Genomic DNA, 16,344 nt, shown 5'->3' on the forward strand with positions numbered 1-16,344 from the left:
TCTGTCGACTTATTCCCCCTGAATATGCGTCAGCAACTGCCCCGCCAGGGCAATCGCTTCGTCGCGCCGTCGAATATTCTGCTTTTGATAGAGGCTGCGGATATGGGTTTTGATGGTGGTAGGCGCCACCGACAGCTGCTCGGCGATCTGCTCATTGGAAAGCCCGGCATGAATCAGCCCCAGGATTTGCCACTCCCGGCGAGTGAGCGGCGAAGTGCGGATCAGCTCGGGGACATCTGGCCGGGCGACAATATCGGCGATCACCGTTTCATCCAGCATTAAGCGTCGGGCGCTGCCAAAATCCTTCTGGCGCCCCGCCAGCGCCAGCAACCGCTCTGCCCTCGCCTGCTCTAAGGCATCCAAGGTGCCGCTGTCGAGCAACCGATTGAGCAACTCCCCAAGGGGTTTGCCCAGTCGCAGAAAGCTGCCCACCAGGGCGGTGCGGGAAGCCAAGCTCAGCGCTTGATGCATATGCTGGCAGGCATGCTCTTCTCTTCCTGCATACCACGCCGCTGCCGCGAGACAGATCTGGTTGCGGTTGGCATCCGTGACCAGCCCCAAGCGCTGAGTGTGCACTTCAAGGGCCTCTAATAGCATGCAGGCTTCATCAAAGCGCCCCAGCAGCGTGAGCGCCCGAGCGTGGTTGCGCACATTGCACTGGGAAAAGTGGTTGGTGGCCCCTTCAGTAATGGGGGACGGCGCTTCCTGGCGCCAGCGCTCTACCGCATCAAGATCCTGGGTGGAGTGCCACCAGGCCAACAGGGTAGCGTGAGCATTCGCCACCCAGTCAATATGGTAATCCCCTTCTGCGAGAATTTTGCGCAGCCGCCGAATATGGTCAGCGCACTGGGCTTGGTCGCCACGGCTTTGGGCGATTTTGGCCAGTTGGATATGACACTGAAGTGTCCAGCGCTCCCCCTGGTTATCCAGCACGGCGATGCCTTTCAGCGCGGCCTGCTCGGCTTCATCCAGCCGGTGCCACTCCCAGAGTACCTGACTGCGAATGCGGTAGAGAAACTCCGCCACGGGCAGGTGCTCAAGCTCCGCGCGCTCCAGGTGGGCAAAGGCGCGCTCCTGAATATCGTAGGCGGCCTGTAGGCGCCCCTGAGCCACCAGCGTCTCCGACTGATGGCAAAACGACCAGAGCAGCAGTTGATGATCGCCACGCTGGCGGGCCTGACGCTCTACCTCGCGCACCCGCTGCAGCGACTCTTCCAAATAGCCCAGCACAAAGCGCGCCTCGCTTAAGATGGCAGTGGCAGTCAGCGGCGTGGAAGCTAAATAGCGGGCGGGCACGGCTAGCGCTTGCTCGGCCAGCGGTGCGGCGCGCTCGGCATCGCCCTGGTTAATCGCTAACTGGGCGCGCAGCGTAGCGAATTCAGCGCTGAGCAACTGCCACTCTGACGCGTGCAACTGTGCTTCAATCCAGCCAATTACGCGTGCGGTAATATCAAACTGAAACTGAGCATGGGAGACCCAGCCATAGAGCAGCGTGTGTTCCGGACAGGTAGAGAGCCGCGGCTCACCGAGCAGGGCGAAGCCCTTGGCCAACAGTGAATAGGCGCCGCTTGCCAGCAAGGCGGGTCCATGGGCGGTCAGTAGGCTTGCCACATCATCGGGGGCCTCGGCGAGTATCGCCTGGCGCAGAGCCATCACCGGATCGTTCAAGGCTAACCACGCCTGGCTTGCGCGCTGGTGCAGCACGCGCTGGGTGGCCAAACTAAGCTCATGACGGCGATGACGGAGGTACTCGCCAAACAGTCGTTGAAAGCGGTACCACTGAGCATGCGGGTCTGGGCGTTCAATAAATAGCCCCGCTTGTTCAAAGGCCTCCAGGCGCTGGGTCAAGCGCTCCCCTTCCAGTAGTCGGGCCATAAGCTCGGGGGAAAAGCGCTCCAGTACCCCCAGTTGCAGCATTAGCTCTCGCTCTTCCAATGGCAGTGCAGCGGAGAGCAGTTCGTCAAACCAAGCGGCAAAGTCTGGGTGGGCACCACTTAACCGATCGACCAAGGCGTCAAACCCTGCCCGCGTGGTGGTCCGCTCTACCAGCCAGCTCAACGCCATTACCCAGCCACCGCTTCTGCGCAGTGCACGTTCCAGGCTGACTCGCGTGGGGGGAAAGCTCAACTGTTCGGCACACAGGGTTTGCGCCTCCTCGCTGTCAAAGGCCAACGCGTGAAGGTCGATCTCTTCGAGTTCACCTCTTAGCCGCAGGCTTGCCAAACCCAATGCTGGCCTTGAGCGGCTGGCCAGCGTTAACGTTAGCCAAGGCGGCTGATGACGCAGCCAGTGGGCGATCCCAGCTAAGATATCCGGGTGGCTAAGGTGCTCAAAGTTATCCACTACCAAACGACACGGCGAGCGCTGCTCAGGCAATTCGCCAAGCCAGCGCTCTAACTGCTCCACGCAGTCTCCATCGTCTGCCACGGGTGAAAGCCGTGTGTGCTCGATTAACAGTCCATCGAGCGCTGCCTGCCAGTAGGCTAAAAACCGCGCGGGTTGGTTGTCGCGCTGATCCAAGCCTAGCCAAGTGGCCTCTTGCTCCAGCGCGGTCAGCCGCTCAGCCAGCAGCGTGGTTTTGCCATAGCCTGGAGGCGCCTGCACCATCAGTAAGCGGACACGTTCATCTAACCCGAAACGGTCATTAAGGCGCGGCCGGGCCACTACACCAAGCGGTAGTGGCGGCGCTTTTAATTTCTCTTGCAGTAGTGACATAAACGCTCCTGAGCAACCCTGCTAGCCCTCCATAAATACTATTCACAAATTCTTTTAAAGCTATAAAAAAGCCCGCGACATGTCGCGGGCAAAGTGCATTGGAGAAGAAACAGTTAAACGCTAACCAACTTACATCGGTTTAGAACCATACCTCGGTCTGAACGCCGAAAGTCCACTGACCACCGGTAAAGCCTTCGTTGCCCAGTGAGCTGGCACCGTAGTTGTTAAGGTCGTCATCCCAATCGCTGAAGGTGGTGAACAGACGAATCTCAGGACGCTGCCAGAAGCCGCCGACTTCAGGCTTGAAGGTGGGCGCAATCGTGAATTTGCTGAAGCCACCATCCACGGCGTTACGACCGCTATAACCCTGGGGATCGAGATCCATCCACTGATAGCCCGCTTCGTACTGCATTTCGAAGTTCTGCGTTAACTCGTTGGCTAGGCGCACGTTGAGCCCTGCCCAGTTGTACTTATCGCCCTGGGCATAACGGTCTTCGCTGGTTTCAGCCAGAATGGAGGGGGCAACGCGCCACTGCGGGGCAATATAAGTGGTGCCATAGAGCGCTAGGCGCGTGGCGGTAGCGTCATCGGTTAGATCACCCCGTGAACCAATACTTTTGGTCTCGGCGCCTAACCCCTGACCATGCAGCACGGCCGCTTTGAAACTACCCTCGCCCATGCCGAAGAAGCTGTCGCCATGATAAGCAATCATGGTGTGGAAACCAGTATCGGCAGCAGTTTGGCCGACATCAATGTCGCGCTCGTCGTTGTCTGCAGCGGACATACCGTTGACCATCCACTGCCAGTTGCCGAAGTAGTTGTTGGAGGTCAGGATCAGGTTGTCGGTATCGCCTTCAAGACCGGGGTTCTCGCGGTCAACAATCGGATAGTCAGAAAAACTACGGCCATAAATCGAGAGGTTAGATTTCCAGTTGTCTGCCAACTGCATGTCGTAGATACCGCCACCGGTACCGGCCAGGAAAATCACATCACTGTCGAGCCAGTGGATATCGAAGTTATCGCGGTCAAAGCGCTTACCGGCCCAGATAGAGGCGTTTTCAAATGCGCCGGTAAAGCTGGGAAGGTCGCTGAATTCAGCAAACACTTGGCGCACGTTGAGATCGGACTCGCCACCAGTCCAGTCATTGCTGGAGGTCGTGCCGTCAGCAATCATGGTGCGATAAAGCGCTTTGGCGCCGTTATCGAACTGCATGCGGTAGTTGAAAATCGCTTCAGCGTAGGTGTCCGGCTCATTGCCTAAACGGCCAACGGCGCCGCCCTCTCCACCCGCGGGTGTCAGGTAAGGGCCAGCATTCTCGCTTTTACCATCTTCGCCAATCAACAAGCCTGAACGCGCATAAACGTTAAACGAGAACCCCTCTTCGCCATCGGCGTAACGCTCCACCCGGGCCAGACGCTCTTCGATCTCCGCGTCGCTCTCTGTCGCCACGGCAGTCGACTGTGATTGCTCGGCAATCTCGGCACGGCGCTCGGCGGCATCAGCGCGCTGTTCCGCGGCTTCAATGCGGGCTTCAAGCTCGGCAAAGCGTTGCTCCATGGTCATTTGTGCCGAAGCAACACCGCTCATTCCCAAGCTGGCGGTGGCAATCGCAATGGCTAACGGCGTTTTAAATGTCATTTTGTGCATTGTTTTGAGTACCCTATTGTTATTGGCAAGCGGTTGTTTATTAGCGCTTGTTTTAAGCGTCTGCCTGTAAGCGCTTTTGCCTAAATCGATTAAGATCGAATCGATAACACTTCCCTTGCACGGTTCACCCAGGGGGGAGTGGCTTTGCTGCTAAACGCCACGGCGCTTAAGGAAAGGTAGCCAAAACTTAATCGATTAAGTCTCTTTTTACCAACGGCTAGTTGCTAATTAGCGACTAATGTCTAAGGAACGATTTTATTTAGTGAAAACTGAATAATGTCGTTAGACAAAAGTCGCTATTGAACTTCCTCGATCAAAGCGGCTAACTGAGCAGCACAATCTTAATCGATTAAGATAAAGATTAAGAGAGCCATTGAACAAACGTTGAGTTTGTGAATTAACGCTAATTTAGAAGCCACACCATCCACAACAATAAACGTCGAGGTACGCCGTTATGAAAAAGACTTTAATCACTACCGCCATCGCAGTAGCCAGCACGCTGAGCGCAACAAGCCAAGCTCAGGCTGAAGAACTCACCATTTCCTGTGGCGCAGTCGGCGCAGAGCTGACGCTGTGCCAGGAAGGCGTACGCGCCTGGGAAGAGAAAACCGGCCATAGCGTCGATGTTGTTTCAACGCCCAACTCCTCCACCGAGCGCCTTTCGCTCTACCAGCAGATCCTTTCGGCTAACTCCAGCGATATCGATGTGATGCAGATTGACGTGGTGTGGCCCGGCCTACTCGCCAACCACCTACTCGACCTCAAAGAAGTGCTTGGCGATGACGCCGCTGCCGGGCACTTTGACACCATTGTCACCAACAACACCATCGATGACCGTTTAGTCGCCATGCCGTGGTTCACCGATGCGGGCGTGCTCTACTACCGCGAAGACTTGCTGGAAAAGTATGGCCATGACGTGCCAAAAACCTGGCAAGAACTCACCGAAATTGCCCGCGAGATCAAAGACGCCGAGCGCGCTGAGGGCCAAGACGGTATGCAGGGCTATGTCTTCCAGGGGCGCGCCTATGAAGGTTTGACCGTTAACGCCCTTGAGTGGGTAGCCAGCTTTGGCGGCGGCACAGTGGTGGAAGCCGATGGCGAAATTAGCATTAACAACGAACACGCCGCAGAAGCACTCGACCTAGCCGCATCGTGGATTGGTGATATTTCGCCTAACGGTGTGCTCAATTACACCGAAGAGGAAGCGCGCGGCGTCTTCCAAAGCGGCGGTGCCGTGTTTATGCGCAATTGGCCCTACGCCTGGGCACTGGCCCAAAGCGAAGACAGTGACGTTCGCGGCAAAGTAGGTGTTACCCAACTGCCCGCAGGTGGCGAAAACGGCCAAAGTGCCGCTGGCCTGGGCGGCTGGAACCTGGCGGTATCGCGCTACAGCGAACACCCCGAGCTGGCCGCCGACCTGGTCGCCTTCCTGACCGGTGAAGAGGAACAGAAGCGTCGCGCCATACAGGCCTCTTACAACCCCACTATCGACGCCCTCTACCAGGATGACGAAGTGCTTGAAGCCGTGCCCTTCTTTGGCACCCTTTACGACACCTTCGTCAATGCGGTCGCTCGCCCCTCTGCCCCCACCGGCGATGCCTATGGCCGGGTGAGTAACGCCTTCTTCAGCACTTCCCATGACGTGCTTTCCGGCACTAAAGATGGCACTCAAGCGGTCGCTGACCTTGAAGACGAATTGGCTCGCCTGAAGCGTCGCAACTGGTAACCCTGGAGCCCTTCCATGTCGACCTCCATCAAGCATGATGACGCGCCCGCTGGGGCGCGTTCTTTCACTACCAAGCCGCGCCGAGGCACTAAGGTTCGCCGTCAGCGGGTTAAAGCCGCCTGGCTCTTTTTAGCCCCCATGCTGATTGCGTTAACCCTGGTCGCTGGCTGGCCACTGGTGCGCACCTTCTTTCTCAGCTTCACCGATGCATCACTGTCAGATTTAGGCGCTGCCAATCTGATTGGCTTCGAGAACTACCTCGTCTATGAAGATGGCCGCTGGTATGGGGTATTGGCCGACTCGGTGTGGTGGCAGTCGGTATGGAACACCGTCTACTTTTCGGTGGTGTCGGTATCACTGGAAGTGGTTTTCGGGGTGATTGTAGCGCTGATTTTGAACGCCGAGTTCAAGGGGCGTGTAATTGTGCGCGCTGCGGTGCTGATTCCCTGGGCAATCCCAACCATTGTTTCCGCGCAAATGTGGGCATGGATGCTCAACGACCAGTTCGGCATCATCAACCATATGCTGATGGGCCTGGGTGTGATTGACGCTCCCATCGCCTGGACGGCTAACGCCACCTACTCCATGTGGGCGGTAATTATGGTCGATGTATGGAAAACCATTCCCTTCGTGGCGCTGCTGGTGCTTGCGGCTCTGCAGATGCTGCCCAAGGATTGCTATGAGGCCGCCGAGGTAGACGGCATTCACCCGCTGCGGGTGTTCTTCAAAGTTACCCTACCGTTGATTACCCCGGCGTTAATGGTCGCGGTGATCTTCCGCCTGCTGGATGCGCTGCGTGTCTTCGATGTTATCTACGTACTCACCTCCAACTCCACCAGCACCATGTCGATGTCGGTCTATGCCCGCCAACAGCTGGTCGAGTTCCAGGATGTCGGTTACGGCAGCGCCGCTTCTACCCTGCTGTTCTTGATCATTGCCCTGGCTACCGTGGCTTACCTCTACCTTGGGCGTAAACAAATCCAATTGGGAGGCGACTAATGAATACGCGTCAGTTGGCCAAAATAGCCAAGCGCATCGGGTTTTGGGCGTTGATTGTGCTGATTATGGTGTACGCCGTTTTTCCCTTCTACTACGCGGTGGTCACCTCGTTAAAACCGTCGAGCGACCTGTTCCGGGTTGAGCTATGGCCTTCGAACTGGAACTTCGATAACTACATCAGCATTTTTAGCCAGACCAGCTTTCTGCGCGCTATTTTCAACTCCATCGTGGTGGCGTTTAGCGTGGTGTTTATTGCCCTGCTACTCGGCATTACCGCCTCTTACGCCCTGGGCCGGGTGCGCTTTCGGGGCCGCTCCACGGTGCTGCTGGTAATTCTCGGGGTGTCGATGTTCCCCCAGGTAGCGGTGCTTTCCGGGCTGTTTGAAGTGATTCGTGCGCTCAACCTTTACAACAACCCCGCCGGGCTGATTTTAAGCTACACCATCTTCACCCTGCCCTTCACCGTATGGGTATTGACCACCTTTATGAAGCAGTTGCCCATGGAGCTGGAAGAGGCCGCCATCATGGACGGCGCCACGCCCTGGATAACCATCACGAAAGTATTTCTGCCGCTGATGTGGCCCGCCATGGCAACCACCGGCCTGTTGGCATTTATCGCCGCGTGGAACGAGTTTCTGTTTGCCCTCACCTTCACGCTGACCGACGCCCAGCGCACGGTGCCCGTCGCTATTGCGCTGCTGTCAGGCGGCAGTGCCTACGAACTGCCCTGGGGGCCGATTATGGCCGCTTCTGTGGTGGTCACGGTGCCACTGGTCGTATTAGTGATTATCTTCCAGCGCCGCATTGTGTCAGGCCTTACCGCAGGCGCCGTTAAAGGATAAGGAATTTTTATGTCAACGTTGGACTCTACGATGCAAGACAACACACTCTGGTGGCGCGGCGGGGTTATCTACCAGATCTACCCGCGCAGCTTTATGGATAGCCGCGGTGACGGTATTGGCGATCTTAACGGTATTACCGAAAAACTCGATTACGTTGCCTCCCTCAATGTGGACGGCATTTGGTTATCGCCATTTTTCACCTCGCCGATGCTCGATTTTGGCTACGATATTAGCGATTATTGCGACGTCGACCCCATGTTCGGCACCCTGGAAGACTTTAAAGCGCTGCTGGCAAAAGCCCACTCGCTGGGCCTGAAGGTGATGATCGACCAGGTGATTAGCCACACCTCGGATCAACACGCCTGGTTTCAGGAGAGTCGCCAAAACCGCAACAATCCTAAAGCCGACTGGTTTGTATGGGCCGACCCCAAACCGGACGGCACGCCACCCAACAACTGGCTATCGATTTTCGGCGGCCCGGCGTGGACGTTTGATTCCCGCCGCCAGCAGTACTATATGCATAACTTCCTGACCAGCCAGCCGGACGTTAACTTCCATAACCCGGAAGCACGTCAGGCGCAGTTGGACAATATGCGTTTCTGGCTGGATCTGGGCGTAGACGGTTTCCGCTTGGATACCGTCAATTTCTACTTCCACGACGCCGAGCTGCGCGACAATCCGCCGGTTCCCAAAGGCGAAGCTAAAACCCTGGGCGCACCGGATAGCAATCCCTACACTTGGCAGCGCCACGTCTACGACCTGAGCCGCCCCGAAAACCTCGAATTCTTGAAAGATCTGCGGGCGCTGATGAACGAATACCCCGGCACCACGACCGTGGGCGAAATTGGCGACGATAACCCGCTGGAGCGCATGGCCGAGTACACCGCCGGTGGCGACAAGCTGCATATGGCCTACACCTTCGACTTGCTCAACACGCCCCACTCTGCGCGCTATATTCATGAAGTGCTGGAGCGCTTTCAGCGCCTAGCGGGCGACGCCTGGCCCTGCTGGGCAACCTCCAATCATGACGTCGTACGCAGTGCCACCCGCTGGGGCGCAGGCAAAGACCCTAGCGCCTACCCTAAAGTGGCGCTGGCCATGCTCTGCTCGCTGCGCGGTAGCGTCTGCCTGTACCAAGGCGAAGAGCTCGGCCTGCCGGAAGCCGACGTGCCCTTTGAGCGCGTCCAAGACCCCTACGGCAAAGTGCTCTGGCCGGAATTCAAAGGTCGCGACGGTTGCCGCACGCCAATGCCCTGGAACGGTAGCGAACATGGCGGTTTTTCCAGCGTTGAACCCTGGCTCCCCATAGAGACCCATCATCGCGATCTAGCGGTAAGCCGCCAACAGGATGATGCCAACTCCACCTTGAACGCGCTGCGCAACATGCTGGCTTTCCGTCGCCAGCACCCGGCGCTGTTCGATGGCGACTTAACGCTGGTCGATGTGGGTGAAACGCTGCTCGGTTTTACCCGCCAAAAAGCGGATGAGAAGCTGTTGTGCGTTTTCAACCTCACCGCTGAGAAGCAGACGGTTAACCTGCCGCTAGCGATAGACAGCGATTTGCAGGGCCACGGCTTTATCACCCAGCGCGATGGTGACAGCCTGACGCTACCGGGGTATCAAGCGGCCTTTATGCGCGTCGTCTCATAAGCTCTAAACAACAACAGGCCGACCCAGAAGACATAAGCATTGAGGTCGGCAAGGAGTTACCTATGGCAAGTGTTACGCTTAGCAAGATCAACAAAGTGTTTGGCAGCGATCACATTATTAACGATGTGGACCTACATATTGGCGACGGCGAATTTGTGGTTTTCGTTGGCCCCTCCGGCTGCGGCAAGTCGACCCTTTTGCGCCTGATCGCCGGTTTGGAATCGATTAGCGATGGCGACCTGAGCATGGATGACACCGTGGTCAATGACTTGCCACCGCGGGAACGCGGTGTGGGCATGGTGTTTCAATCCTATGCGCTCTACCCGCATATGACCGTTTACGACAATATGGCGTTTGGCCTGAAACTGGCCAAGACCGCCAAAGAGACCGTGCACGAGCGGGTCATGAGCACGGCAAAGATTTTGCAGCTTGAAGAGCTGCTGCACCGTAAGCCAAAAGCCCTTTCCGGGGGCCAACGCCAGCGGGTGGCTATGGGCCGTGCCATGGCGCGTGAACCGCGTATTCTGCTGTTTGACGAGCCACTCTCCAACCTGGATGCCTCGCTGCGGGTACAAATGCGTAACGAGATCGCACGGCTGCATAACCGCCTTGGTTCCACCATGATTTACGTGACCCACGACCAGGTGGAGGCCATGACCCTGGCCGACAAAATTGTGGTGCTCAATGGCGGACACGTTGAGCAGGTAGGCAGCCCCCACGAGTTGTACCAGCGCCCGGCGACGAAATTCGTTGCCGGGTTTATCGGCTCGCCCACCATGAACTTCATGCCCGCAGAGTTACTCGCTGGTGACGCCAACGGCTGTCGTGTGCGAGCCGTAGGAGTTGGCGAGCTCGCCCTGCCCCAGAATGCCCAGCAGCGGCAAAGCGGCGAAGCATTGACCCTCGGCATTCGCCCAGAGCACCTATGCTTAGCGGCACCCACTGATAACAACTGCTTCGATATCGTCAATGTCGAGTATTTAGGTAACGAAGTTTACGTCTACCTTGAGCCCAAACAGGGCGACACGCTGTTGATCCATCGCAGCGAAGCACCCAGTCAGTGGCAGGAGGGTCAGCAGGTATCACTGGCAGCGGACTGGGAAAAAGTACACCTGTTTGATGAGAGCGGTGCAGCACTGATGTTATCCACTCAACAAGCAGCGGCTTAAGCACAAGAGTCAACCAAGATACCCGCTTTAACGACCCTCTGTGTGTGCCTAACCTTCCCTTCGCTTATCATGGGGAGTGGCAGCACACAGCGGGTCGATTTTATTATGCACATCCTTTGAATAGCTAATCTTCAATTATTAAAAAAGCCTGTATAAGGAAGTACCGTGACTGATCAGCGCCGTATGACACTCAAGGATCTTGCGCAGGAACTCAACGTCTCCACTGCCACGATTTCCAATGCCTTTAACCGGCCGGATCAGCTTTCTCCAGCCCTGCGCGAACGCATACTCAAAGAGGCGAAAAGGCTGGGGTACAGCGGCCCTGACGCCAAAGCGCGCAGCCTGCGCACCGGCCGCTCGCGGATTATTGCGGTGATTCTTGCGGAAAGCCTGACCTACAGTTTGAACGATGCCGTGGCCAGCGAGTTTTTATCAGGGGTTGCCGAAGTTCTTGATGCCCACGGCCACACGCTGCTGTTATTGCCGGGTCGCGGCCATGCCTCACAGCCGCCGGGCTCCGCCAATATCGCCGATGGCTTTATCGTTTATGGATTAATGCCCAACAATAAGCTGCTCGATGAACTGCCCGCCCAACGCACCCTGGTGGCCGTCGATTTTGATATTGAAGGCTGCCCGACGGTGCATATCGATGATACAGCTGCTAGCTATAAAATCGCCCAGCATGCGCTTAACCAGTTGCCCAAACGCCCGGCGATTATCAACCTGCGCTTAACCAAAGAGGTCTGCAACGGCCGCGTGACGGCCGAGCACACGCTGCTGCCCAACACCAGCACCATTAGCCGTGCCCGCCTTGAGGGCTTTCATAACGCGCTGAGTGAGCAAGGTGTGGATGTGGCGCAAGTGCCGCTCTGGAATATCGAGGAGAATACCTTTGAGGTGTGCTCGCCGGTGATTGCCGAGATTCTCGACCAGCCACTAGAACAACGGCCAGACCTGCTGCTGTGCATGTCTGACCGTATTGCACTCACGGCGCTAACGCTGGCCGAGCAGCGCGGTATACGGGTGCCGGAAGAGTTACGCATTACCGGGTTCGATGGCATTGCTGAAGGACAGTACCGCGCACCGCGTTTAACCACGGTGCGCCAGGATAGCGTGGGCAAAGGGCGAGTCGCAGCGCAGATGATTCTTGGCCGCATCCCCCTCGCCCAGCAGTTGCTGCAAACTGAGCTGCTGCTGGGCGACACCTGCCCTTAGCCCTTAGGAGGGTATTACTTAGCAGTCGCCTGCATGGCAAGCGCAGTATCCAGCATACGGTTGGAGAAGCCCCACTCGTTGTCGTACCACGCCATGATTTTAACCAGACGGCCATTCACGCGGGTGTGATTAGCATCGAAGGTCGATGAGTTGGCATCATGATTGAAATCAATAGAGACCAGCGGTTCAGCGTTAACAGCCAATACCGGAGAGTTAGCCGCGGCCTTCTCAACGATGGCATTAATCTCTTCTTTAGTGGTATCGCGACTGGCAGTAAAGGTCAGATCCACCAGCGAGACGTTGATCACCGGTACGCGAACGGCTAGGCCATCAAATTTACCCGCCAGCTCTGGTAGCACCAAGCCCACCGCTGCGGCAGCACCGGTTTTGGTCGGGATCATGGAGTGCGTTGCACTGCGCGCCCGGTAGGGGTCAGAGTGGTAAACATCCGAGAGGTTCTGATCATTGGTGTAAGCGTGCACCGTGGTCATCAAACCGTTTTCGATACCGACTGCGTCGTTCAACGCTTTCGCGACCGGCGCTAGGCAGTTGGTGGTGCAGGAAGCATTAGAGACAACCGTGTGCTCAGCGGTCAACACTTGGTCATTAACGCCATACACAATCGTCGCATCAGCGTCGGGGCTGGGTGCGGAAATCAGCACGCGCTTGGCACCCGCTTCGATATGCTTGGCCGCCGCCTCGCGCTTGGTAAACAACCCGGTGCACTCCATCACCAGATCGATATTCATCGATGCCCACGGCAACTCCGCTGGATCGCGCTCTGAGGAGATGGCGATACGATCACCATCCACCGTGATGCTCTCGGCGTCGTGTTCTACCTTAAAGGGGAAGTGGCCATGCACGGTATCGTGACGCAGCAGGTGGGAATTTAGCGAGGGGTCGCCGAGATCGTTAATGGCGACGACCTGTACGCGGTCACGGTAGCTGTTTTCGTAAAGGGCGCGCAGTACATTGCGGCCAATACGGCCAAATCCGTTAATCGCAACTCTTATTGTCATGATAGCTCCTCAATTGACCAATAGTAACAATCTGCACCTTTAGTAAAAAAATTACTAAAAATACGTATTTAAGCGTCATGAGGCCGATAAACAGCGTTTCAACCGCCCCAAAAGGCTAGTAAATATCCAATATGTAGTAAAATTACTATATAAACGCTATCGTAGTCCAATACTAAATTGCCCACAATCCCCTTACTCAAGGAGAGCGCCCATGACGAATGCAACCTCGAATACAGCAGCACCGGCGTCTACCAACCCTCATTCCCATACGCCTTTAAGGCGCACCAAAATTGTTGCCACACTCGGCCCCGCCAGTGATCGCCCCGGCGTGCTGGAAGCGATGCTAAAAGCCGGTGTGGATGTGGTGCGGCTTAACTTCTCCCACGGCTCGGCGGATGATCACCGCCGTCGCTTAAGCGAAGTCCGCGAGATCGCCGAACGCCTTGGCCGCAGCGTTGCTGCGCTGGGCGACCTGCAAGGGCCGAAAATTCGTATTGCGCGTTTTGTCGAAGGCGCCGTCAACCTCAATGTCGGCCAGGCATTTGTCTTGGACATGGCGCTGGACGCCAATAGCGGCACTGCAGAACGCGTCGGCTGCGACTATCAAACACTGGCCGATGATGTCGTTGAGGGCGACCGCCTACTGCTCGACGATGGCCGTTTGGTACTCGATGTCACCCGTGTAATTGGACAAGAAGTGCATACCCGCGTTCACGTAGGTGGCAAGCTCTCCAACAATAAGGGCATTAACAAGCAGGGAGGAGGACTCTCAGCGCCCGCCCTTACTGAGAAAGATAAGGCCGATCTAAAAACCGCTATTGAGATTGGCGTTGACTACTTAGCCGTCTCCTTCCCGCGCAGCGCCGCAGATATGCAAGAAGCCCGCGAGCTGCTTGGCGAAGCCGGGAAAGAGATCGGCCTGGTGGCTAAGCTTGAACGCGCCGAAGCGGTTGCCGACGATGCTACGCTGGATGGCATCATTGAAGCCTCTGAGGCGGTCATGGTGGCCAGGGGCGACCTGGGCGTTGAGATTGGCGACGCCGCGCTGATCGGTACTCAGAAGCGAATTATCAAGCACGCACGCACACTCAACCGTGCCGTCATTACCGCCACCCAAATGATGGAATCGATGATCGAGTCGCCGCTACCCACCCGCGCCGAGGTCTTCGACGTGGCCAATGCGGTGCTCGACGCCACCGATGCAGTGATGCTCTCTGCGGAAACCGCCGCAGGTGACTACCCGGTGGAAACCATCGAAGCGATGAACCGTGTGTGTCTGGGTGCCGAGCGTGAGCGTCTCGCTCAGGAGTCAGGCCACCGTATTCATGAGGGCTTTGAGCGCATCGATGAAACCATCGCGCTATCGGCGATGTATGCAGCGAATCACTTATCCGGCGTCAGCGCCATCGCTTGCATGACCTCCACCGGTTATACACCGCTGATTGCATCGCGCATTCGTTCCGGCCTGCCTATCGTAGGGTTGGCTCACAGCCCTATCGCCCAGCGGCGTATGGCGCTCTATCGTGGCGTGGTTTCCATTCCTTTCAACACCACCGATATGGATCCGGCCAACCTTAACCAAGAAGCATTGAAATGCTTGCAGGCACAGGGATTTATCCACCCTGGCGAGCATGTCATTCTCACTCGCGGCGACCATATGAATGCCCATGGGGGCACCAATACGATGAAAATCCTTGCCTTTGATAGCGAGTAACGGTCTAACCTTTGTAGCGAGCTTTTAGCTTTTACGACCTTTAAAAAGAAAAACCATTCGGCCATAAGACCGAAAGGCAATAGAACCATGAGGGAAGTGACGAAATGAGTGACGCGCAACCGCCCCGCCAAGCCATCCGTACGCTGCAAGCGCGCAAGCGTATTGCGCTAATTGCCCACGATGGCAAGAAGAGCGAAATGCTTGAGTGGGCAACTCGCTGGAAGGATACGCTGAGCCAGCACGAATTGATTGGCACGGGAACAACGTCTAAGCGGCTTAAAACCGCGTTAGGGTTAGAAGTCGAGGGTCTAATGAGCGGCCCCCTGGGCGGTGACCAGCAGATTGGCGCTCGGATTGCGGAGCAGCGGCTGGATGTGCTGATCTTCTTCTGGGATCCCTTCTCGCCCCAGCCCCACGACCCGGATGTCAAAGCGTTGCTGCGTTTAGCGGCGCTGTGGAATGTCCCCGTTGCCTGCAATGCGGCGAGCGCCGACTTCGTGCTCTCCTCGCCCTACTTGAGCGAGAGTTACGATATGTCGATACCAGATGCAGCAGCTTGGGCCCAGGCGCGCACGGTTTAACGCCGGTGCAGATGACGCGCCACCACCTGCAGCCCGCTCTCATAGTGGCCGTTCATAGCAGCTAGGGCACAGCGCAATGTTAACTCGGCAATACGGTCATAATCCTGTAGCGCCGAGTTCACTGGCTGAGGAAGGAAATCCAGCAGCCGGTGATCACCAAAGGTGGCCAGACGAATATTTTCCGGCAGGCCACCACGCTCCAAGAATACATCAAACACCCCTTCCATCAGCGTATAGGACGCTGTCACCAGTGCGTCGGCACCGCCCTGTTCATCCAGCAATTGAATCGCTAAACGCGCCCCTTCGCTACGTTCATAGTGCGACCCGGTAAGATAAAGCGGTTCAATCATGCTGCCTTCAAGGGCCGCCTGAAAACCCACCCGCCGCTCACAGCTAACCGACAGCTCCGGCATCGCTTCCAACCAGGCAATACGCTTGGTCGCCGCGCCGATCACCGAACGGGTCAACGTCTTAGCCGCCTCCTGATCGTTACTCACGACACTGGCAAAGCGCGTCGGGTTGAGGCCACGGTCCATCCCCACCACGCACCATCCCTCGTCTACCAGGTCGGCATAAAAAGTATCGTCGCTAGGCAAGCAACTGGCGGTTATCAACACCTCACAGCGTTGCGCACGCAGCGCCAACGCGAGTGTCCGTTCACTCTCTGCACAGTCATCTGAGCTTACGATCAACAGCTGATAACCCTGCTCCCGTGCACCCCGCTCCAGGCGTTTGGCTAGGCGAGCATAACTAATGTTCTCCAAATCCGGCACGATAAGCCCCAGCAAGCGGCTTGCACCCCGGCGCAGCGCAGCCGCCTGAGGGTCAATGTGATAGCGGTGTTGCCGCACCACCGCCATCACTTTTTCAATTGTCGCTGCGCTAATGCGGCGCTGCTCGGCCTGACCATTAATGACGTAGCTAGCAGTTGTGCGCGAGACGCCGGCTAGCCGGGCAATATCGGCAAGTGTCATGCGGTTTCCCCCTGGTGTGACCGGGCAGTTTATCAGCAAGTTAGCGCCTACCAGACCAAAGTCTAAAAGCTCAAACCTTGTGTCATTCAGTG

At 56.8% G+C, this 16,344-nt stretch carries 12 protein-coding genes; 8 read left to right on the top strand and 4 right to left on the bottom strand.

What is annotated here, in order from left to right:
* Window positions 1-9 precede the first annotated feature (9 nt).
* Together malT and HALTITAN_RS10500 are read right to left on the bottom strand one after the other, a co-directional pair.
* A complete protein-coding gene (gene malT, locus HALTITAN_RS10495; protein ID WP_039859198.1) occupies window positions 10-2,715 on the bottom strand; it encodes an HTH-type transcriptional regulator MalT in 2,706 nt (901 codons plus the stop codon).
* A 139-nt stretch (window positions 2,716-2,854) separates the two neighbouring features.
* Complete coding sequence (locus tag HALTITAN_RS10500; RefSeq protein ID WP_027958695.1) at window positions 2,855-4,363, bottom strand: carbohydrate porin; 1,509 nt, start codon at window positions 4,361-4,363, stop codon at window positions 2,855-2,857.
* 454 nt (window positions 4,364-4,817) lie between these two features.
* Here HALTITAN_RS10500 and HALTITAN_RS10505 point away from each other — a divergent pair, with 454 nt between their 5' ends.
* The 6 genes from HALTITAN_RS10505 (at window position 4,818) to HALTITAN_RS10530 (ending at window position 11,964) form a co-directional block, all read left to right on the top strand.
* Window positions 4,818-6,089, top strand: coding sequence for an ABC transporter substrate-binding protein (locus HALTITAN_RS10505; protein WP_009287084.1), 1,272 nt, complete (start codon window positions 4,818-4,820; stop codon window positions 6,087-6,089).
* Window positions 6,090-6,104: 15 nt separating this feature from the next.
* A complete protein-coding gene (locus HALTITAN_RS10510; protein WP_009287085.1) occupies window positions 6,105-7,088 on the top strand; it encodes a carbohydrate ABC transporter permease in 984 nt (327 codons plus the stop codon).
* The gene (locus HALTITAN_RS10515; protein WP_009287086.1) at window positions 7,088-7,930 is read left to right on the top strand and encodes a carbohydrate ABC transporter permease; all 843 of its coding nucleotides are present in this window, start codon (window positions 7,088-7,090) and stop codon (window positions 7,928-7,930) included. Before HALTITAN_RS10510 ends, HALTITAN_RS10515 begins: the two co-directional genes overlap by 1 nt.
* Before the next feature lie 30 nt (window positions 7,931-7,960).
* A complete protein-coding gene (locus HALTITAN_RS10520) occupies window positions 7,961-9,580 on the top strand; it encodes an alpha-glucosidase family protein (protein ID WP_027958693.1) in 1,620 nt (539 codons plus the stop codon).
* Between the two features lie 62 nt (window positions 9,581-9,642).
* Window positions 9,643-10,749 carry an ABC transporter ATP-binding protein gene (locus HALTITAN_RS10525; RefSeq protein WP_027958692.1) on the top strand — a complete coding sequence of 369 codons (1,107 nt, stop codon included), beginning with the start codon at window positions 9,643-9,645 and terminating at the stop codon, window positions 10,747-10,749.
* Between the two features lie 183 nt (window positions 10,750-10,932).
* Window positions 10,933-11,964, top strand: a complete 1,032-nt coding sequence (locus HALTITAN_RS10530; RefSeq protein ID WP_035538316.1) for a LacI family DNA-binding transcriptional regulator — start codon at window positions 10,933-10,935, stop codon at window positions 11,962-11,964.
* Between the two features lie 14 nt (window positions 11,965-11,978).
* On the opposite strand, the gene gap is transcribed toward HALTITAN_RS10530, so the two are convergent.
* Complete coding sequence (gene gap, locus HALTITAN_RS10535) at window positions 11,979-12,983, bottom strand: type I glyceraldehyde-3-phosphate dehydrogenase (RefSeq protein ID WP_009287089.1); 1,005 nt, start codon at window positions 12,981-12,983, stop codon at window positions 11,979-11,981.
* A gap of 211 nt (window positions 12,984-13,194) precedes the next feature.
* On the opposite strand from gap, the gene pyk reads away from it, so the two are divergent.
* Together pyk and HALTITAN_RS10545 are read left to right on the top strand one after the other, a co-directional pair.
* Window positions 13,195-14,697 (top strand): pyruvate kinase, encoded by a 1,503-nt coding sequence (gene pyk, locus HALTITAN_RS10540; protein WP_009287090.1) that lies wholly within the window; start codon window positions 13,195-13,197, stop codon window positions 14,695-14,697.
* Window positions 14,698-14,801: 104 nt separating this feature from the next.
* The gene (locus tag HALTITAN_RS10545) at window positions 14,802-15,278 is read left to right on the top strand and encodes a methylglyoxal synthase (RefSeq protein WP_022523012.1); all 477 of its coding nucleotides are present in this window, start codon (window positions 14,802-14,804) and stop codon (window positions 15,276-15,278) included.
* Here the strand turns inward: HALTITAN_RS10545 and cra are convergent.
* Complete coding sequence (gene cra, locus HALTITAN_RS10550) at window positions 15,275-16,252, bottom strand: catabolite repressor/activator (protein ID WP_039859200.1); 978 nt, start codon at window positions 16,250-16,252, stop codon at window positions 15,275-15,277. The genes HALTITAN_RS10545 and cra overlap by 4 nt on opposite strands.
* Window positions 16,253-16,344 lie beyond the last annotated feature (92 nt).

Source organism: Vreelandella titanicae BH1 (genome assembly GCF_000336575.1).
GTDB lineage: Bacteria > Pseudomonadota > Gammaproteobacteria > Pseudomonadales > Halomonadaceae > Vreelandella > Vreelandella titanicae.